Source organism: Achromobacter pestifer, from assembly GCF_902859625.1.
Taxonomy (GTDB): domain Bacteria; phylum Pseudomonadota; class Gammaproteobacteria; order Burkholderiales; family Burkholderiaceae_B; genus Achromobacter; species Achromobacter pestifer.
Window position 1 is genome coordinate 1,494,023 of the sequence record NZ_CADIJX010000001.1, and the last position, 19,020, is coordinate 1,513,042.

Sequence of the window (19,020 nt, forward strand, 5' to 3'; positions counted from 1 at the left end):
AGCCTCATCATCATGACAACTTGTCTGCCAGGTTCCACGTCCCGCACGACGCCCTATTCCGGCTCGGCGCAATATGGCAGCGGTCGGTTTCAAAACGCGAAGCCGATCGCTGCCACCGGCTTTGCCAAGACCGCCCGCATCATGTGGGACTTCCTGTTCAACAAGCCTGCCGATAGCGTGCCTGCCACCCCGCCCGTCGTCGTGCCGATCACCCGTGCCGAACTCGAAGCCGCTCCAGACCGCAGCCTGTTCCGCCTCGGCCACTCCACGCTGCTGATGAAATTGCAGGGCGGGCTCTGGCTGACCGACCCCGTGTTCTCCGATCGCGCGTCGCCCTTTCAATGGCTAGGCCCAAAACGGTTCCACCAACCGCCGATCTCCATCGACGATCTGCCCGCCATCACCGGCATCATCCTGTCGCACAACCATTTCGATCACCTGGACAAGCAAAGCGTGCTGGCGCTGGCAAAGAAAACGCGGCATTTCGTCACGCCGCTGGGCGTGGGCGACACCTTGATGGAATGGGGCGTGGATCCGGCGAAAGTCCACCAGCGCGATTGGTGGGAAGACATCACGCTGGACGGCCTGCGCCTAGTCGCCACGCCGGCGCAGCACTTTTCGGGGCGCGGACTGTTTGACGGCAACAAGAGCCTGTGGGCGTCCTGGGCCATCATTGACCAAGACTTCCGGGTATTTTTCAGCGGCGATACCGGCTACTTCGACGGATTCAAGGAAATCGGCAAACGCTTTGGCCCCTTCGATCTCACGCTGGTGGAAACCGGCGCCTACAACGAACGCTGGCCCGACGTTCACATGATGCCGGAGCAGTCACTGCAAGCCCATATCGACTTGCGCGGACGCTGGATGCTGCCGATCCATAACGGCACATTCGACTTGGCGATGCACGCATGGCACGCCCCCTTCGAGACCATTGCTGCCCTGGCGGACAAGGCCGGCGTATCGCTGACCACGCCCCGGATGGGCGAACACGTCGATATGAATCAGCTGAACCCCGGGCAACGCTGGTGGCGGGAATCGCTGAATGGAGAAGTCAGCGGTACGCGCTAACGCCCCCGCAAGCGTGATCGGCGCGTCAAGAGCGCGCCCAGCCGGCCTGGGGATTCTTCTTGTCGTGGAAGTAGTCCCATCCGGTGCCGCACGTCATGCAAACAAACGCCTCATGGCTCGCCTTGCGGCTGACCACGTCCAGGCTGCGCACCAGCCCCAGGCTGATCAGCCCGTCATGGCCGGGTTCGCCGCGAGCATGCTGCACGACATCCTCGCATGCACTGCAAATTGCCATCTCTCTCTCCACCTTTCAATTTTCTTTCAGTGGAGATACTACGAAATGATACTGGCGATAATGTTCAGCAATTCTCACGAGAATGTTGCGCCCGCGTCGTCGAGCGGGAGGGGGAACGTAGCAAAGCAATGCAAGAATTCCCCGCTCAATGGCAGTCAACGCAATCGGGTGCTGCGTTGCTGCCAGGGCAGCCAGCACAAAATTACAAATCGGAGCTAAAAAAGTGCGCTGGCCGTAACTATTATTTTTAATCCGAATGACATCTTGCTGTGTGACCGCTACAAGCAAAATGACAACACATACCGAACAATCCGTTCTTCAGGCATCCATTCTCGTGACGATTGTTGTCGCTGGAAGTGGCATTGTCTTCGGTTTGCTATCCGGCTCGTTCTCGATCGTCTTCGATGGCGTTTATATGCTGGCAGACGCCGGGATGAGCGGTCTCGCGCTGATCGTTGCAAGGCTGATTTCGCTATCGACGGCCCCTGGCGGCGCCAACGGCAAGTTGGGTGACCGTTTCTCCATGGGCTTCTGGCATCTTGAGCCCATGGTGTTGGGGCTGAACAGCATCATGCTGACAGGTGTAGCCATATACGCCTTGATCAATGCAATTGGCAGCCTGATGAGAGGTGGACGCGATCTGGATTTCTCCTACGCGATCTTCTACGCAGCATTTGCCTTGGTTGCATGTATCGGCATGGCCGTCTATGAGATGCGGATAAACCGAAAATTGCGCTCTCAGTTCGTCGCCCTGGATGCAAAAGCATGGGTGATGTCAGGCGGCATTACCGCCGCGCTCTTGCTGGCATTTTGCGTGGGCTACGCTATCGAAGGCTCTTCTCTGGACTGGATCACACCCTACATCGATCCGGCGGTATTGGCGTTGGTATGCCTGATCATCATTCCATTGCCGATCGGTACGATCCGCCAAGCGCTCTCTGATGTCTTGCTGATTACGCCGCAGGATTTGAAAGAGCACGTAGATCAGGTAGCCAATGATTTCTCGAGCCGTTATGGTTTTTCATCGCATCGCTCCTATGTCGCGAAAGTTGGACGAGGCAGACAGATTGAGCTGTACTTCATCGTGCCCGTCGACATGCCCGCCAAACCTTTGGCTGAGTGGGATCGCATTCGTGACGAGATCAGCAAGGCGGTGGGTGATGACACCCCAGATCGCTGGCTGACCATTGCCTTTACGACAGATATTGGATGGGCGGTGTAAGAGCCTATTCCCCGGCCGCCGTCACCCGCGTCCAGGCACGGATCGAACGGAGCAAGCAAAAGAAGGCGGCATGAGCAGGTATCATCTGGCCTTGTCCCTGGCGATCGCCAACCGCGCCCCGAATGAGTAGCCAGATGAGTAGCTAGACCGGGATTTTGGAAGGCGCCACCGCCAACAGCCGCATAAATAAACGGTCTATAGAAATCATGAAATTAGCCACCTGGAACGTGAACTCCCTGAACGTGCGCCTGCCGCAAGTGCTGGACTGGCTGGCCGCCAATCCGGTCGACGTGCTGTGCATCCAGGAACTGAAGCTCACCGATGACAAGTTCCCCGAGGCCGCTTTCAAGGAAGCGGGCTATCACGCCGTCTGGGCCGGACAGAAAACGTACAACGGCGTGGCCATCGTTTCACGCATGCCCGGCACGTCGATGGTGCGCAACATCCCCGGCTACGAAGACCCCCAGCAACGTGTGCTGGCCCTGACCTTCCCCAGCCCCGAAGGCGATGTGCGGGTCGTATGTGCCTACTGTCCCAACGGCCAGTCGCTGGATTCGGACAAGTACGTCTACAAGCTGGCCTGGTACGAGGCCATGCACAACTGGCTGGCCGAAGAGATCAAGCAATACCCCCGCCTGGCGGTGCTGGGTGACTACAACATCGCGCCGGCCGACGAAGACGTGCACAACCCCGAAAAATGGGAAGGCCAGGTCTTGGTGTCCGAACCCGAACGCGCGGCCTGGCGTGCCCTGCTGGATCTGGGGCTGACCGATTCCTTCCGCCTGTTTGAGCAGCCCGAGAAGTCGTTTTCCTGGTGGGATTACCGCCAGTTCGCCTTCCGCCGCAACGCCGGCCTGCGCATCGATCACGTGCTGCTGTCGGCTCCGCTGGTCAAGCGCTGCGTGGCCTGCGCCATCGACAAAGAGCCGCGCCGCAACGAACAGCCGTCAGACCACGCGCCGGTCGTCGCTACCCTGGAATTCGTCTAGGAATTTTTTGTCGGGCGGCGTGTTGCGCGCCGCCAGAATGTTCCTGTATAGTTTTGATCTTGCTTCATCGGGGCGGTAGCTCAGCTGGGAGAGCGTCGCGTTCGCAATGCGAAGGTCGGGAGTTCGATCCTCCTCCGCTCCACCAATTCAAGTTCCAGAGTGATCTAGAGAAGTCCAGAACAGCGCCTTGGGGCGCTGTTTTTGTTTGGCGTAGGTTTGGCTTTTTGGCCTTCAGATTGATGTCGAGGTCTGGCCAGGATCAAGGTACCCGCGAATCCACTCATCAAGAGAAAGCCTGCCTGGCCCGAGGGCGATCAACGCGATCGCCATGGTTGCCCAGGGCAAATGAAAGTTCGCCCACCCATCCGGCACAATGAGCTGGATCACCGCTGTCATGCCCAGCAGACCCAGGGCGCTGAACCGCGTGGCAAGACCAAGAATCAACAGGATCGGAAAAATGATCTCGACCGAGCCGCTGACGAGTGCGAGCACGTCCGGGGCAGGCAGATCATAGGTTTTCCCAAAGATGTGCAGCTTGAATTCCTCTTGGAACAGAAAGCTCACGGCCGGCGACAGCGACAGGAAACCGTCCCATTTGGTGAGGCCGGACTTGAAGAAAGGCAACGCCAACGCCACCCGGAGAAAAAGCGGCGCGGCCATGCAGGCGGCCTGCGCCATCCAAAGAAGCATGCCATTCACGGCGCCCGGCACGCCTGGCACGCGCGCTTTCATGGGACTTGCGTTATTCATGCTCGTTCTCCCCTGCCTCCAGCTCGAAGCCGACAAAAGCCCCCATGTGGATCAGCTCTCGCAGGTTTTCCGCCAGGTCGAAATCGCCATCAACGGCAAGAGCGGTTTCCAGGGCTTGCGATAACGTCAGGCCCCGGCCTAGCGCGGCCACGAATTCATGGCTCGCTGGCAGTACTCGGTGAACGTGCACCTCGGCGTCGGGGCGCAGCACCATCGCGTCCTGCGCCTCGGAAAGGCCGACCGGCGCCGGCGTACCGTCGGCGGCGTTCATCCGCCAGATCGTGAAGACCGGGAACGGCGAGCGCACCAGACGAACCGAAGGGTGTAGCTTGAACCGCAGCCATGGCGTCTGCTCAGGCGGCACGCTCGCAAGCGCGCTGGGCGCCAACGGGGTTGCCTCCTGCTCGTGGTAAGCCTCGGTTGCCGCGCGCTCGACACGGGCCACGTCGGCGAGGTAAGGCAAGGATTCGGCGGGCGGGAAAGAGGCGATGAATTCCGGGAATTTGGCACCGTAGTGCAACAGCACAGGCGAATCGGGCGGACTGGCAGCTGCGAAAACGCGGGCCATCGCGGCAAAGAACTCGTCTCCCACCAGCCTGACGACGCGGGGAAAGCCCGCGCGCAGCGCGCCAGTCAGTCCGACGAAGACATTGTTCCGATAGACGCCAAACCGCCGGGCGCTCGGCTCGCCATCGGGGCCCACAAGGCCCTCGGGGATCGCGCGATCGGGGTCGAGAAGCGCCGAGGCAAATTCTTCCAGACGTTCAGTCAAGCGTGCCATAGCGCCGCTCCTCTGCGTTCGACCTATCCATCACCAGCTCGGCCATCACCGCCTCCGCGTGCAGCTCGGACCAGGTAGGCACATTGGAATCCCACTCAATCAGCGTAGGAATTGGTCCGATGCGTTCAATGACCTGTCCAAATAGGTTCCAAACGAGCCCATCCACGCGCTGGTCATGCGAGTCGATCAGCAAAGGACGTCCTGTCTCGTCCGTCTGACGGGAGTAGCCGGCCAGGTGAATCTCCTGCACATGGGCCAGCGGAAAGTCGCGGAGGTAGGCGGGCGCGTCCCATTGCTGATTCGTGCTCGCCACGTGCACATTGTTCACATCGAGCAGCAGGCCGCATCCGGTTCTTTGGGCGATCTCTCGGATGAAGTCCGTTTCGTGCCAGGTGCTTTCTTTGAACCAGATGTACGTCGATGGGTTTTCCAGCAGCATTTGCCGACCCAGGACGCTTTGCACCTGATCGACGTGCTGGCAAATGCGGTGTAGCGCTTCGTCGGTGTAAGGCACTGGCAACAGGTCATCCAGATAGCTATTGCCATGGGAAGACCATGCAAGGTGTTCAGAAAGCAGGGCCGGTTCGTACCGATCGTTCAGCACTTTGAGGCGCTGCAAATGCGCCGGATCAAGCAGTCGATCGGCGCCAATCGACAGGCCCACGCCATGTAGCGACAGGGGGTAGTGTTCGCGGATGTCCGTTAGATAACGGTGGGGCGGCCCCCCGGCGCCCATGTAGTTTTCCGCATGGACCTCAAAGAAACCGATGTCGGGCCGTGTCTCGACGATGACACGATAATGGTCGGCCTTGAGGCCGACACCCGCACGTGCAGGGATTGTCCGCGCAGCGGTGTGCGCAATGGCTTGAATGCCCATGATGATCCTCTCTCTTGAAGTGGCGGGCGGAGCCCGAAAGCCGCCGCTCACCAGATCAACCGCTCGTGTCAGGACTTCTTGGCTTCAAGGCTGCCTTTGCCGGCCGGCGTCGAGATCGTGGTGCACGTGCCTTTGGCGACAAGCTTCCAGGCATTGCCTTGGTAATCGACGGTGCTGGTGCCCGCGCAGGTGGTTCCGGCACCGGCAAAGCAGTCGTTCTTGCCCTTCTCGGCAACGCCGTAGCACTTCTCGAAACTGCCCGTCTTCATCTTTTCCATGTTTTTGGCTTGGGCTTCCTTCTGCATCTTTTCCATATCGGCCTTGCTCATACCCATGTGTTGGGCCTGGCTGGGGGCGGAAAATGCGCCGATCGCGGTGACAAAAGCCGTGGCGACGACGGCGGACAACATACGGTTCGACATTTCATTGCTCCTATGGCGGCGAAGCAGTCCGATGGACTGCCGACAATGAGTCAGAATCAACTGGCCTCGTTTACTAGGAGCGCGCAACCGGCCAGAACGGTTCGCGGAGTACAAAAAAAATGCCCTCTCGGGCATCTTGGAACTGTCTGGGAACAGGCACTAATTGTGTTCTGTAGGCCTGCCATGCGGCCCTGCCGAGAGTTCGGAACTCAGCATGTATTCGCGAACCAGCTCGCGCGCGCGGTGCAACCGGCTCTTGATTGCACCGGGCTGCTCGCCCAAGCGCTGCGCGATCTCAGCGATGGTCAGTTCCTCGAAGTCTCGCAGAAGCACGACTTCCAGATAGTGTGCAGGCAATGACTCCAGCGCATGCGCGAGATCGATTCTCAGATCGTCAGTCGGTCGGTGCGACAGCAACTCCTCGGCCAGCTCATCCGGCAGCGGATCAAGCCTGAACATCGCTCGCGCGAGCTTTCGACACTCTCGCTTGATCACGGTGAATAACCAGGAGGAGAACGCGGCCACCGCCTTGAGTCCCTTGACCTTGCGCGAAATGATGAGCAACGACTCCTGAACTGCGTCATCGACATCGCTAGCGTGACAATGCTTGTAAGCATAGCGACGCGCGTCCGCTTGACAGACCGCAAGCAGGCGAGTGATGGCGCCCGCATCTCCGGTCTGTGCGGCCATAATCAAATTGTCGCGATCACTCACAGGGGTGCGCATGTTCTTGTCTCCCGTGTATGCGATTCAGAACATACCAAGCAAAGACTGGAACGTACCACCGTCCGAGTCTCCGCTTTCGGCAGTCGTTTCATTTCTTTCGTCATGTTGATAGCCTCCGCGCCCTTCATAGGCATCAGCACCCATGCCTCACACTTCCCCATAGAGGCGCCGAAACACCGAAACGGTTCGGTCAATCCGCGAATTGCTGGGCCGACCCGTCCGCTCGTCGTGTTCCCTAGGGGTCGCCATGAAGGGGATAACGACCTCCGATCCACCAGGCGCCAGATGGAAAAGCCTTGGAGATATCTGCCCTACGCCGCGTCCTGATCCAGCCGGCGCACGGCGCCGCTCAAGGTCGAGAAGTCGAATTCCTGGCGGCCGCGCAGGATCAGGCGCATCAGCACCGTCGTGACGACGGGGACGAAAGCCGCCAACAGGAACGACTCCAACAGGAATGTGGGCTTGTCACCCGGCGCGGGGAAGAAGAACAGGCCCGCCGCCAGGCCGGAGACCGTTGCGGCGGTGGCCGTCAGGCCGTCATGCTTGCGGCTGAACAGGCCGTAGAACACGGGAAAGGCGGCGGCCGAGCACAGCAGGTCGGCCAACAGGAACAGGTACAGCACGCTGTAGCCTTGCGAGGCCACGATCATCACGGGAATGGCCAGCAGCAGCACCGCCCAGCGCGCCAGGCGCTTCATGTCCATGCCGTTGGCGTTTGGCATCAGGCGGCGCATGTCGACCGCGACAATACTGGACACTGCGCTGATCGCCGTATCGGCGGTGCTCATCACCAGCGACAGGCCCAAAGGAATCAAGGCAATCACGAACCATGCGGGCGCATGCGGCATGATGACGCTGAACAAGGCGATCGAACTGTCCCCAGCGGGAGCCAGTCCCACGAAGGCCAGGCCGAACAGACCCATCAGGAAGATGAACGGCGCGGCCAGGATGCCGCCCAGCAGGAAGCCGTTGCGCATCGAACGCGCGTCCTTCGCGGCGTAGATGCGCTGCCAATTGCCTTGGTGGAAGATGCCCGTCAGCAGGATCGCCACGAAAAACGTCAGCCCCGCCTTCACGCCACCCGGATCCGTCACGTCCAGCAATTGCGGGGCCTTGGCCTGCAAGGCTTCGATGGTGGGCAATGCACCGCCCGCCGCTTGCCAGCCGACCACGCATAGGATCACCAGCAACGGCACGATGACCATCATCTGTACCTGATCCGTGAAAATCGACGAACGCAGCCCGCCGTAGGTGGTGTACAGCAGCGTCGTGCCCATCACGATGGCCGCGGTGGCCCATAGCGGCACGGGCGCGAGCATGGTGACCAGCTTGGCAATCGCCGTGACTTCGGCCGACAAGGCAATGAACAGGTAGAACAGCATGATGAAGAGCGCCAACCCGTACATGGGACGTCCATAGCGCGCCATCAGGAATTCCGTCAGCGTGTGCCCGTGGGGGATCAATTCACGCATGCGCCGTCCCAGCGGAATCATCACCAGGCGCGGAGACATGGACCCGAGCGCATAGCCGATCACCGCCGCCAGGCCGCCCCAGGTTGCCGCTTGCGCCGGTGAAAACAGAATCCACGCCCCCAACGTGGACGCCATCAGGGTCAGGATGGTGCCAAAGGCGCCCTGGCTGTTGCGGGCCACGATGTAGTCTTCCAGCGTGCCCCGCTTGCGCCGGGTATAGAGCACGCTGGCCAGCGCGAAGCCGCCTGAGAACAGCAGCAGCCACATCAGGGCGGTGGTTTGGGTCAACATGGGAAACTGCCCTCCCGCTACCGGCCGACAACCGGGCGCGCAACGCGGCGGCCCGCCAGGAAGGGAGGCCGCAAGATGGATGAAAGTCTAGGGAGGGCGCGCGGAGTCGTGCGATGTCCTTCCCTTCGCCGGCATTACCCGGATCAGGTTCAAAGGGTTACCGCGATGACGCGGAATCTCAGCCCGAAACAGGGCTCCCCCAGGAATTGCCGCAAGATTAGGAGAGCGGCGGGCCAATGTCAACGCATGGATTTATGCTAAGTTCGCCCGCTTGCGGCACCCGTTTGCGTGCGTGCCGATGAAATCGACGAGTCCGATCATGTCCCTTGCACACGCTGCCCCCGCCCTGAACGAACAACTGGTTATTGTCACGGGCGGCGCCCGGGGCCTGGGCGCGCACATCGCGCGCGCCTTCCTGCGCGAAGGCGCGCGCGTGGTCATCAATTACCTGAACAGCGCCGACGCAGCACAAGCGTTGGCCGCCACCGCCCCCGGCCGCGCGCTGGCCATCCAGGCGGACGTGCGCGACGCACAAGCCGTGCAGGCCATGGTGGCGCAGGCGCAAAGCCACTTCGGCATGCCCGTCACGACGGTCGTCAACAACGCCCTGCCCGCGTTCCAGTTCAATGGCGACGCCCGTCCGCACGCCGACACGCTGACCTGGGACCAGCTGAACCAACAAATCGAAGGCAGCGTGCGCGGCGCGCTGAACACGACGCAGGCAGCGCTGCCCGGCATGCGCGGCGCTGGCGTTGGCCGCATCATCAACATCGGGACCAACCTGGTTCAAAACCCGGTCGTGCCGTACCACGATTACACGGCCGCCAAGGCCGCCCTGCTGTCGTTCACCCGGACGCTGTCGCATGACCTTGGCCCGCACGGCATCACCGTCAATATGGTGTCGGGCGGCTTGTTGCGCACGACCGATGCCTCGGCCGCCACGCCCGAAGCGGTGTTCGACCTGATCGCGGCCAGCACGCCGCTGCGCACGGTCACCACGCCCGAGCAATTTGCCGACGCGGTACTGTTCTTCGCCAGCCCCTGGTCGCGCAGCGTGACCGGCCAAAACCTGGTCGTGGACGGCGGCCTCGTCAAGAACTGATCGCCATGCTGCACCTGAACCTGTTCATCTTCGGCTGCGGCCACCACCGCGCCGCCTGGCGTCACCCGGATTCCGCCGCCGAACGCCTGGGCGACATCAGCTATTACGAAGGCTTGGCCCGCACCGCCGAACGCGGCAAGCTGGATGCCATCTTCTTCGCCGACGGCCAGTCCATGGATAACATCGGCGATGGCCCGCGCTGGTATCTGGAGCCACTGACCACGATGGCGGCGATTGCGCGGGCAACCACCCACATCGGCCTGATCAGCACGGTATCCAGCACCTTCTTCACGCCGTTCCACGCAGCCCGCATGGTTGCGTCGCTGGACCATATCTCCGGCGGCCGCATGGGCTGGAACGTGGTGACGTCCATGTTCGACGCCGAGGCCCGCAACCATGGCCATGAAGCCATGCCCGGACACGACTGGCGCTACGCCCGCGCCGAGGAATTCGTCGATGTGGCGCTGCGACTGTTCGATTCATGGGAAGACGATGCGCTGGTCATCGACCGGAACGGCGTCTATGGGGTGCCTGAACGGGTCCACCCAATTCACCACCATGGCGAGCACTTCCTGGTCGACGGCCCGCTGACCGTCCCGCGCCCGCCTCAAGGCCATCCGGTGTTGTTCCAGGCGGGTGCATCCGATCAGGGCCGCGATCTGGCCGCCCGTCGTGCCGAAGCCATTTACGCCGTGGCGTACGACCTGCCCGCCGCGCAATCCTATTACCGCGACATCAAACAGCGCGTGCTCGCCGCGGGCCGCGACGCCTTCGTTCCGATCATGCCGGGCCTGGTCACCTATGTCGGCTCCACCGAAGCCGAAGCGCGCGCCAAACAACGCGAGCTGGACGTGCTGCTGCCCAGTGACGCCTCGCTGCGCCAACTGGGAACCTTCGTGTTGCAGGATTGCAGTCAGTGGGAGCTGGACGCGCCCGTGCCACCGCTTGTGCCCTTGTCAGAGTTCAAGGGGCCGCAAGGCCGGTACGCGACCATTCTGCGCATCATTGAAACCGAACAGCCCACCGTGCGGCAATTGCTCGGACGCTTGGCGGCGGGCGGCGGCCATTGCACGATGGTCGGCACGCCCGAGCAGATCGCGGATCAGATGGAACACTGGTTCAGGAACGAAGGGGCGGACGGTTTCAATTTGATGCCTCCGTCATTGCCGGGCGGCATCGACGACTTTGTCGAACAGGTGATTCCCGTTCTTCAGCGCCGGGGCCTGTTCCGCACCAATTACGAACACCGCACCTTGCGCGGCCACCTGGGCCTGTCACGGCCGGAACGCTGACCGCATCCTCACACGACGCACGGCCCAAGACAACGCATCCGCCAATCGGCGCGATGCGTTGTTTTCTTGGCGCCTGCGGAATAAACCGGGGCTGCGCTGCGGCAACCCCAAATAGATGCGATACCGTCTCAATCGCAACGAAATGATAGACACAATTTATCAATATGTACGCAACAAGCGCCCAATAATTTCTTCATTAATATCAAGGCTTAATCGTTGGAACGAGATGCCTGGCACGCCGGTTTTGCGAAGACTGTTGTTCTTAGGCCATAAATCCGGCGTTTTCAGATGTTAACCAAGTAACTATTTTTATTGACTTAAGGAGAACGTCAGGGGAGGAACTCACGAATGCGGCCCCAATTTGCATATTCCGAACCATTATGTAGTTTTCGGTTTCATATTTTCCGGCTGTCTTGCCTATCGTTGGGTCAGGGCTGCTTTCACCGTGCTGAAAGTGGGCGATACAAGCTTCAAGAACCGGATGTGGATATGAAACTAACAAAAACTTTGCTCGTAGGCGCGATTCTGGCTGGCATGGCCGGTGCTGCACAGGCCGAGACCTCTGTTACCTTGTACGGTATCGTTGACTTGGGTCTGTCCTATCAGCGCGGCAAGGTCGGCACCACCGACTCGAATCGCGGCCAGTACGGCGGCGACTACCAATCCAAGATTGGCATGAACGACGGCATCCAGAACGGTTCCCGCTTCGGCCTGCGCGGCACGGAAGACCTGGGTGATGGCCTGGCGGCTGTCTTCACGTTGGAAAGCGGCTTCACGGCCAATAACGGCAACCGTTCGCAAAGCAACCGCCTGTTCGGCCGCCAAGCCACGGTCGGCCTGAGCAGCGACCAGTGGGGTCTGCTGGAACTGGGCCGTCAAACCAACATCGCGTCCAAGTACTTCGCCGACATCGATCCGTTCTCGCTGGACTACCTGAACGCCAACATGGGTATGGCTTTCAGCGCGGCCAACACGGTTCGCTATGACAACATGGTCATGTACCAGACCCCGGTCTGGAGCGGCTTCCAAGGCGGCGTGGGCTATTCGTTCTCGACGGACGACGTTGAAGGCCCGACCGGTTTCAAGACCAAGGAAAACAACCGTGCCTGGACGGCCGGCGTGCGCTACGACAACGGCCCCCTGAAGCTGGCCCTGTCCTATGACGTGCAGTACCGCAAGCCGAACCAGCCGCAACCGCAGCAGTTCATCATCGGCGGCGCCTACGACTTTGAAGTGATCAAGCTGTCGCTGGCCTACGGCCGTTCGGAAGACGGCGTCTTCGCCGGTCAGGACTTCGCGTTGATGGGCGGCCGCCAGCAAGCTGGTGGCAGCGCCATGGGCCAGGGTTTCACCAACGGTCGCTTCACGTGGGACGGCCTGCGCATCAACTCGTACATGGTCGGCGTGAGCGCGCCGATCGGCGGCGCCAGCAACGTCTTTGCTTCGTGGCAACGCGCTGATCCGAACAAGAACCTGTACGCCATGGATGTCTACAGCCTGGGTTACACGTACGACTTGTCCAAGCGGACCAACTTGTACGCCCTGGCGTCCTACGCTGACGGCGCTGCCTTCATCAACGGCAACAAGATGAGCACGGTCGGCGTCGGCATCCGCCATCGCTTCTAAGCAGGCTTATGGGCCGCCCCAACTGAGCAGAGTCGGGGCGCCCTTCGCAATTCAGGCCATCCTTTACGGGATGGCCTTTTTTTTGCTTGTTGCGAGTTGGCGTAGCGGGTGAATGCGGGCGGTTACCCCGCCAGGGCGGCGGGTTCGGCGTGTTCCGCCGGGCGCGGTTGCGCTTGAGGTGCCGGCACGGCGGCATGGGCGCGGGCAGTCGCCTGGCGGGTGACGATCCAGTCGTACAGGACCACGCCGGGGTGACGCAGCAGAACCGCACCAACGGCGGCGAAAAGAATCAGGACAATGCTCAGGGTTAGCCAGGACATCTTGGCGCCCTCCTTCAAAACAGCCCGGTTCCGATACCAGACCCAAAACTCACGTGAGAAACGCGCACGCGTGAAGCGCTCTTTAGTGTAATGTACTCTACATTACAAGAAAGAATCAGGCAAAATGCGCTGAAAACACGGCTCGGAAACAGGGAGAAACAAGTAATGGGCGATTCGAACGATTCCACGTCGCGCGCTCTGACCGGCAAGGGCGAAGCGCGACGGCGGCGGCTGCTGGAAGCCGCCAGCCAATCCCTGCTGGAACTTGGTTACGCGCAAACATCCATCCAACGCATCGTGCAACAAGCGGGCGGCTCCGCCGCGACCGCTTATCAGCTGTTCGGCAACAAAGAGGGCATGCTGGCCGCAGTGCTGCAATTCGAGCTGGATGATCTGCGCGCAACGGTATTTTTGGAGACATCGCCCCGCCAGGCGGTGGATTCGGCGCTGCACGAGCTGGCCGTGCGCCTGCTCACCTATGCCGTGCAGCCGAAATCCGCAGCGCTGCACCGGCTGCTGGTGTCGGAATGCCACCGCATGCCCCAACTGGCCACCGCCCTGCAAGACGCGGTGGACAAGCAAATCCACGCGCCTCTGGAACAATGCTTGCGGCATGCCTGTGCGCGCGGTGAACTCAAGATTGACGACCCGCGCCAGGCCGCGCTGACGCTGGGCAACCTGATCAACGGCATCGCCTTCCATGCCCGCCTGGTGGGTGGTTATGCCGATGGCCCGCACGCCGAACACCTGGCCACCTGCCACTACGGCGTCGACACCCTATTGCGCGCGTACCAGGCTTAGCCGCCCGTCGGATGACGACTTCGCTCCGGCCGGCGCAGGCATCCCTTGCTGCCGGATGCGGCGGGAGAATTCGATGGCGTCATCGCCCGGCGGGGCCTGTCGCCCCACCGAGGCCCGCTGCCGCAAGACGTCCAACGGAACGCCGGTGTCCAGACCGCCCTGCTCATACAGATATTCGGGCAGATATCCCGACAGCAGGATGCGGGCATCAAGCGGCAAACCCGGGACGATGGCGCGCACCATCTGATAGACCAGCGTCGTGCAGTTGGCGGTGACGGTGTGATAGAAGCGCGGTGTATCGACCAGCGCGTTGGCCGTGGCAACGTAGGACAGGAAGAGAGCACGCATCGCTGGCGCGGGCATCCGCACCGGATACAGGTAGACGCTTTCGCCGCGCGGCCCGGCACGCACATACAGGATGTCGCGCTCTTCCGCCGCCACCACGCTTAATTCAAACTGCTTGAAGAACCCGCCAATTTCCGAGAACTGCTCGCCACGTTCCTTGCGGATCTCAACCGAGAACACCAGGTGACGGCCGTCCGAGAATCCAAAGGACACGAGCGTATGCGCGATCTCGGGGCCTGCCCAGTACGAGAGCGCCATGTCGACGGACACAAGCTGGTCCAGGTCGTACTGGCGGGTTTCCCAGCGCACGGTGTAGTCATCGTCGGTGCGCCAATCGAAATTGCGCACGTTCTCCAGCGTGACGGTCGACCCCTGCACCGTGCCGCGCAGCATCTTCGCCACATCGTCGGCCCACACGCGGTCATTGGAGGGCGCAAGCGTCTGCCACCAGCCGCACAGCACGATCAACCCTGCCAGATAGGCCCATCCGGCACGCCTGCGCCACGGACCCGCGCGCCACAGCGCAACGATCGCGCCCACGCACAACACCATCCAGACCAGCACGGCCGCGCCCTTGCCCCACACGCCGCCCGGCGCTTGATAGACCAGCGCGAACCCGCCCCACAACGCGGACGCCGCCACCAACACGCTGGCGATCACGCGCCCTGCCGCGACCAGGCCACGGCGCAGCCAACCACCACGCGCCATCGGGTCAGGCACCGGCATGCAGGCTCACGATTTCCAGAACGCCGTTGATCACGAACTGCACGCCCATGCATACCAGCAGGAACCCCATGACGCGCGAAATGGCTTCGACACCGCTTTGGCCAATCACGGCAACGATGCGGCCCGCCGAACGCAGGCACACCCAGAAGAACACGCCCAGCAACGCGAACACGATGACCGGGGTCACCGCGATCACCCACGGGGCGTAGGTGGCAGTCAGCGAGGTGTCCACGGACGCAGCGCCGCTGATGATCATGGCGATGGTGCCGGGCCCCGCCGTGCCGGGCAGCGCCAACGGCACAAAGGCGATGTTTGGCGTTTGCCGCTGATGCTGGGCGTCGGCCGCCACTTCGGCTTCAAGCGTGCGGGGTTCGGCCGGCGGAAACAACATGCTGAATCCGATCGTGACGACGATCAGGCCACCCGCGATGCGCAAGCCCGGAATCGAGATGCCGAAGGTATGCATGATCCACGCGCCCGCGTAGTAGGTCACCAGCATGATGCCGACGACATAGAAGGCGGCCTGGGTGACCTGGCGTTCGCGTTCCTTGTAGGGGATCTGCTGGCCCAGGGACAACAGCAACGTCATGGATGTCAGCGGATTGGCCAGGGGCAGCATCAGCGCCAGGCCCAGGCTGATCAGTTTGCCCAGTTGAATCAGATCATTCATCATGAAATTCAAGAAAAAAGTAGGCGCGGGCCACGATGGGCGACTTGCCTGGTTTCACGGTTCAATCGTGTAATGCACTCTACCTTACACACTTCTAGCCGGAAGCCGTTTTGAATCTGACTCCCAAGCCGTTGCTCGGCGCTATTCTGGTGCTGGCGCCTCTTGCCTCTCCCGTGTTTGCCGCCGGCATGAATTGCGCGCAGGCCAAGACCCCCACCGAACTGGCCATCTGTGCCGACGCGGACCTGCTCCGCCAGGACAACGATCTGGCCCGGGTATACGGCAAGCTGGGAGAGGTTCGCCCTGACGGACGTGCCGCCTTGCGTCAGGAACAGCGTGATTGGATCAAGGTGCGCAACCGCTGCGGGGCCAACGCCGACTGCCTCCGCGACCAGTATCTGCTGCGCCTGAGCAAGCTACAAGACATGTTGCGCAGCGCCACCGCCTATGTGCCGGACGAAACCGACCGACTGGCGCTGGAAGACCTGCGCCAGGCCGTCGAGGCCGCCCGCCAGACCGACGCCGAATTCCCGCTGGAAAACACGCTGGCGTCGCTATCCGTCAAAGCCGGCATGACGACCTTCGACAACGTTCGCGAAAACGCCGATGACGACGAAGCCAAGTTTCCAAAGCAGCAGCCCATGGACGTCACCCAGGACGAATGGGCAGCCTTGCAGGCCTCGGGCATTGACGCCGGTGGCGAGAACGGCATTGCGTCCTACACCTTGATGGATCTGGATGGTGACGGCCTGCGAGATCTGGTGGTCCGTTCCTATACCGGCGGCACCGGCTTGTTCTCGGACATCAGCGCGTTGCGCCGTATTGGCAACCGCTATGGCGGCCCGGCCACGCCCGACGCGGCCGCTGGCCTGTACACGCTGAACGACCGTGGCTCGAACCAGGACGGCACCTGGATCCGCTTGCGCGGCCGCACTTACGCGGCCTACCGCAACAGCAGCTATGGCGTGGACGATATCTACTTGCTTAGGCCTTTTCACAGCCAGGGCGACCTACCCACCCTGACCGTGCAATACCGCTATCAGCTGTCAGTGCCCAAGCAGCAGAAACGCGCCGACCAAAACACGGTGCGCACGCTGGACGACGCACTGCATGCCGCCCTGACCCAGGCGTTGACGCAAGTCGACGCCGAATCCACGCGCGAACCCGCCGCCTCGGACCAGCCGGGGGTTCCCGCCCGGCCGTTGTGCCCCATCCCCGCCAGCGCGACAGCCGATGAACGGGACAGCTACTACCAATACGGGCCGGGACATTACAGCTACGAAATCGTGGCCGACGTCGCGGTGACCGTGGATGCCCATTGCCGTATCGGACAGGTCATCGATTGGTTCGGCAGCTACGACAGAAACGCTGGCCTGAGCGCCATGATGATGCTGCGCGCGCCCGATGCGGGCGGCCGCGAAGATGAATTCATGATCCAGGGCAAGCGCCGCGCCGTCCGGGTTGAGGCCTCGGTCGGCCCCATCGAAATCAACCACAACTGAGGCGCCGCCACGCCTCAGGGCACGATGCCCTGGGGCGTGGCGGCGTGGACGCCTAGTAGCCGAGCGCCGCGCCAGCAGGCGCGCGATTGTCGTGGCCGCCGAAGATCAAGCCGCGGCTACGGTCCACCACGATGGCGTCGGCCACGCTCCAGTTCTCTTCGACGGTGAAGTGGTGGCCCATTTTCTCAAGCATCGCCCGCGTGTCCGGCGACAATGCACCCGCTTCCAGATACACGGTGTCGGGCAGCCACTGATGATGGATGCGCGGCGCATCGACGGCAGCCTGCACATCCATGCCGTAGTCGATCACATTGAGGATGGTCTGCAAGGTGGTCGTGATAATGCGCGGGCCGCCGGGGCTGCCAGTCACCATGTAGACCTTGCCGTCCTTGAGCACCACGGTGGGCGTCATGGAACTGAGCGAGCGCTTGGCGGGCGCGATCGCATTGGCCTTGCCCTGGATCAAGCCAAACACGTTGGGCGCCCCCACCTTGGCGGTGAACCCTTCCATGGTGTCGTTCAGGAAAAAGCCCGCGTCGCCCGCGACCTTGCCCGTGCCAAAGCGCAGGCCCAGCGAATACGTCACGGACACCGCATTGCCCGCCTTGTCGACGATGGAGTAATGCGTGGTGTGGTTGCCTTCCTTGACTGGCGTGCCGCCCTTGATCGCCGACGATGGCGTGGCGCGACCCAAATCGATGCTGGCGCGCACCTGTTGCGCGTAGGACTTCGAGATCAGGTTATCGACCGGATTGTCGACGAAGCGCGGATCGCCAAGTTCGACATTGCGGTCGGCGAAAGCACGGCGCAACGTTTCAATGTACAGGTGTGTGCTGGCGGCTGAACGCTGGCCCATGTCCTTGAGCGAAACGTTCTCCAGCACGTTCAAGCTTTCGCACAGCGAGATTCCGCCCGAGCTGGGGGGAGCGGCAGACACCAGTTCATAGCCCCGGTAGGAGCAGTGGATGGGCTTGTAGGTCAGCGCCTGGTATTGCGTGAAGTCCTCGGGTGTGAAAATGCCGCCGCCCGCCTTGCTGGCACGCACGGTCTCGTCCGCGATCCACCCTTGATAGAACGCCTGCGGCCCGTTGTCCGCGATGGTTTGCAAGGTCTTGGCCAAGGCTGGCTGGCGGAACGTCTCCCCCGCGCGATAGGGCTTGCCGCCATTCAGGAAGTACTTCCCGACGTAAGCGTCCGTCTTGGCGAACGTGGTCAGCAAATCACCATGAACCACCACGTCGTCCCATTGTGTCAGCGCGTAGCCGTCACGGGCCAGCGCCACGGCGGGCATCACCAGCGGCTTGCTGGGCAGCGTGCCGTAGTGCTGGCGCGCATACTCCAGGCCGGCCACGGTGCCCGGCACTGCGGCGCCCAGCCAAGACCGCGACACCATTTCACGGCGCACCTTGCCGTCCTGATCCAGGTACATGTCCGCGCTGGCGGCCAAGGGCGCGGCTTCCCGGAAGTCGACCATGGTTTCGCGGCCGTCGGCCATGCGGATCACGAGGAATCCGCCCCCTCCCAGGTTGCCCGCCTGCGGCAAGGTCACGGCCAGCGCATAGCCGACCGCCACCGCGGCATCCACGGCATTGCCGCCCTGCTTCAGCACATCCACGCCAATCTGGCTGGCCAGCTTGTGTGCGCTGGCGACCATGCCGTTCTGCCCTTGCGCAGGAGGCGGTGACACCGCCTGGGCGGGCAATGCGACGAACCATGCCGATGCGCTCAGCACGGCAATCAACAACGGACTACGGGTAAGGCCCTGCATACAACGTCTCCTCGTTTTTTTTGGATGTCGGCGCA

General features: G+C 61.9%; 19 protein-coding genes, 1 tRNA gene and 1 riboswitch. Of the genes, 9 read left to right on the top strand and 11 right to left on the bottom strand.

Features of this window, described 5'->3' with window-relative positions; genetic code table 11:
- The first annotated feature begins 12 nt into the window (after window positions 1-12).
- The gene (locus HV753_RS06470; RefSeq protein WP_175173552.1) at window positions 13-1,068 is read left to right on the top strand and encodes an MBL fold metallo-hydrolase; all 1,056 of its coding nucleotides are present in this window, start codon (window positions 13-15) and stop codon (window positions 1,066-1,068) included.
- A gap of 25 nt (window positions 1,069-1,093) precedes the next feature.
- Here HV753_RS06470 and HV753_RS06475 read toward each other — a convergent pair whose 3' ends face one another.
- On the bottom strand, window positions 1,094-1,303 hold the full coding sequence (locus HV753_RS06475) for a hypothetical protein (RefSeq protein ID WP_175173553.1): 210 nt from the start codon (window positions 1,301-1,303) through the stop codon (window positions 1,094-1,096).
- A gap of 289 nt (window positions 1,304-1,592) precedes the next feature.
- Here HV753_RS06475 and HV753_RS06480 point away from each other — a divergent pair, with 289 nt between their 5' ends.
- The 3 genes from HV753_RS06480 (at window position 1,593) to HV753_RS06490 (ending at window position 3,659) form a co-directional block, all read left to right on the top strand.
- Window positions 1,593-2,525 carry a cation diffusion facilitator family transporter gene (locus HV753_RS06480; protein ID WP_175173554.1) on the top strand — a complete coding sequence of 311 codons (933 nt, stop codon included), beginning with the start codon at window positions 1,593-1,595 and terminating at the stop codon, window positions 2,523-2,525.
- Window positions 2,526-2,731: 206 nt separating this feature from the next.
- Window positions 2,732-3,514, top strand: coding sequence for an exodeoxyribonuclease III (gene xth, locus HV753_RS06485; RefSeq protein ID WP_175173555.1), 783 nt, complete (start codon window positions 2,732-2,734; stop codon window positions 3,512-3,514).
- A gap of 69 nt (window positions 3,515-3,583) precedes the next feature.
- Window positions 3,584-3,659: transfer RNA gene (locus tag HV753_RS06490), tRNA-Ala, on the top strand.
- Window positions 3,660-3,745: 86 nt separating this feature from the next.
- On the opposite strand, the gene HV753_RS06495 is transcribed toward HV753_RS06490, so the two are convergent.
- The 6 genes from HV753_RS06495 to HV753_RS06520 all read right to left on the bottom strand — a co-directional run bounded on the left by HV753_RS06495 (window position 3,746) and on the right by HV753_RS06520 (window position 8,833).
- The gene (locus HV753_RS06495; RefSeq protein WP_217481437.1) at window positions 3,746-4,264 is read right to left on the bottom strand and encodes a DoxX family protein; all 519 of its coding nucleotides are present in this window, start codon (window positions 4,262-4,264) and stop codon (window positions 3,746-3,748) included.
- A complete protein-coding gene (locus HV753_RS06500) occupies window positions 4,257-5,045 on the bottom strand; it encodes an HvfC/BufC N-terminal domain-containing protein (RefSeq protein ID WP_175173556.1) in 789 nt (262 codons plus the stop codon). Before HV753_RS06500 ends, HV753_RS06495 begins: the two co-directional genes overlap by 8 nt.
- Window positions 5,029-5,922 (bottom strand): MNIO family bufferin maturase, encoded by an 894-nt coding sequence (gene bufB / locus HV753_RS06505; protein WP_175173557.1) that lies wholly within the window; start codon window positions 5,920-5,922, stop codon window positions 5,029-5,031. The genes HV753_RS06500 and bufB overlap by 17 nt, the downstream gene beginning before the upstream one ends.
- Window positions 5,923-5,990: 68 nt before the next feature.
- Window positions 5,991-6,344: a BufA1 family periplasmic bufferin-type metallophore gene (locus HV753_RS06510; RefSeq protein WP_175173558.1), complete on the bottom strand. Its 354-nt coding sequence runs from the start codon at window positions 6,342-6,344 to the stop codon at window positions 5,991-5,993.
- 159 nt (window positions 6,345-6,503) lie between these two features.
- On the bottom strand, window positions 6,504-7,070 hold the full coding sequence (locus tag HV753_RS06515) for an RNA polymerase sigma factor (protein WP_175173559.1): 567 nt from the start codon (window positions 7,068-7,070) through the stop codon (window positions 6,504-6,506).
- 311 nt (window positions 7,071-7,381) lie between these two features.
- Complete coding sequence (locus tag HV753_RS06520) at window positions 7,382-8,833, bottom strand: sodium:solute symporter family protein (protein ID WP_175173560.1); 1,452 nt, start codon at window positions 8,831-8,833, stop codon at window positions 7,382-7,384.
- 103 nt (window positions 8,834-8,936) lie between these two features.
- A riboswitch (TPP riboswitch) is annotated at window positions 8,937-9,044 on the bottom strand.
- A 108-nt stretch (window positions 9,045-9,152) separates the two neighbouring features.
- On the opposite strand from HV753_RS06520, the gene HV753_RS06525 reads away from it, so the two are divergent.
- The 3 genes from HV753_RS06525 (at window position 9,153) to HV753_RS06535 (ending at window position 12,853) form a co-directional block, all read left to right on the top strand.
- Window positions 9,153-9,935 (top strand): 3-oxoacyl-ACP reductase, encoded by a 783-nt coding sequence (locus tag HV753_RS06525; RefSeq protein ID WP_175173561.1) that lies wholly within the window; start codon window positions 9,153-9,155, stop codon window positions 9,933-9,935.
- 5 nt (window positions 9,936-9,940) lie between these two features.
- Window positions 9,941-11,227 (top strand): LLM class flavin-dependent oxidoreductase, encoded by a 1,287-nt coding sequence (locus HV753_RS06530; protein WP_175173562.1) that lies wholly within the window; start codon window positions 9,941-9,943, stop codon window positions 11,225-11,227.
- A 489-nt stretch (window positions 11,228-11,716) separates the two neighbouring features.
- The gene (locus HV753_RS06535) at window positions 11,717-12,853 is read left to right on the top strand and encodes a porin (protein ID WP_175173563.1); all 1,137 of its coding nucleotides are present in this window, start codon (window positions 11,717-11,719) and stop codon (window positions 12,851-12,853) included.
- A gap of 122 nt (window positions 12,854-12,975) precedes the next feature.
- Here HV753_RS06535 and HV753_RS06540 read toward each other — a convergent pair whose 3' ends face one another.
- Window positions 12,976-13,173, bottom strand: a complete 198-nt coding sequence (locus HV753_RS06540) for a hypothetical protein (RefSeq protein WP_175173564.1) — start codon at window positions 13,171-13,173, stop codon at window positions 12,976-12,978.
- A 165-nt stretch (window positions 13,174-13,338) separates the two neighbouring features.
- On the opposite strand from HV753_RS06540, the gene HV753_RS06545 reads away from it, so the two are divergent.
- Complete coding sequence (locus HV753_RS06545) at window positions 13,339-13,974, top strand: TetR/AcrR family transcriptional regulator (RefSeq protein ID WP_175173565.1); 636 nt, start codon at window positions 13,339-13,341, stop codon at window positions 13,972-13,974.
- Here HV753_RS06545 and HV753_RS06550 read toward each other — a convergent pair.
- Together HV753_RS06550 and HV753_RS06555 are read right to left on the bottom strand one after the other, a co-directional pair.
- A complete protein-coding gene (locus HV753_RS06550) occupies window positions 13,951-15,045 on the bottom strand; it encodes an Lnb N-terminal periplasmic domain-containing protein (RefSeq protein ID WP_246288168.1) in 1,095 nt (364 codons plus the stop codon). The two genes, HV753_RS06545 and HV753_RS06550, sit on opposite strands and share 24 nt — an antisense overlap.
- Window positions 15,032-15,718 (bottom strand): MarC family NAAT transporter, encoded by a 687-nt coding sequence (locus tag HV753_RS06555; RefSeq protein ID WP_281370966.1) that lies wholly within the window; start codon window positions 15,716-15,718, stop codon window positions 15,032-15,034. The genes HV753_RS06550 and HV753_RS06555 overlap by 14 nt, the downstream gene beginning before the upstream one ends.
- A gap of 107 nt (window positions 15,719-15,825) precedes the next feature.
- Between HV753_RS06555 and HV753_RS06560 the strand changes: the two genes are divergently transcribed.
- On the top strand, window positions 15,826-17,217 hold the full coding sequence (locus HV753_RS06560; protein ID WP_175173566.1) for a lysozyme inhibitor LprI family protein: 1,392 nt from the start codon (window positions 15,826-15,828) through the stop codon (window positions 17,215-17,217).
- Between the two features lie 52 nt (window positions 17,218-17,269).
- Here HV753_RS06560 and ggt read toward each other — a convergent pair whose 3' ends face one another.
- Window positions 17,270-18,985, bottom strand: coding sequence for a gamma-glutamyltransferase (gene ggt / locus HV753_RS06565; protein ID WP_175173567.1), 1,716 nt, complete (start codon window positions 18,983-18,985; stop codon window positions 17,270-17,272).
- Between the last annotated feature and the right edge of the window lie 35 nt (window positions 18,986-19,020).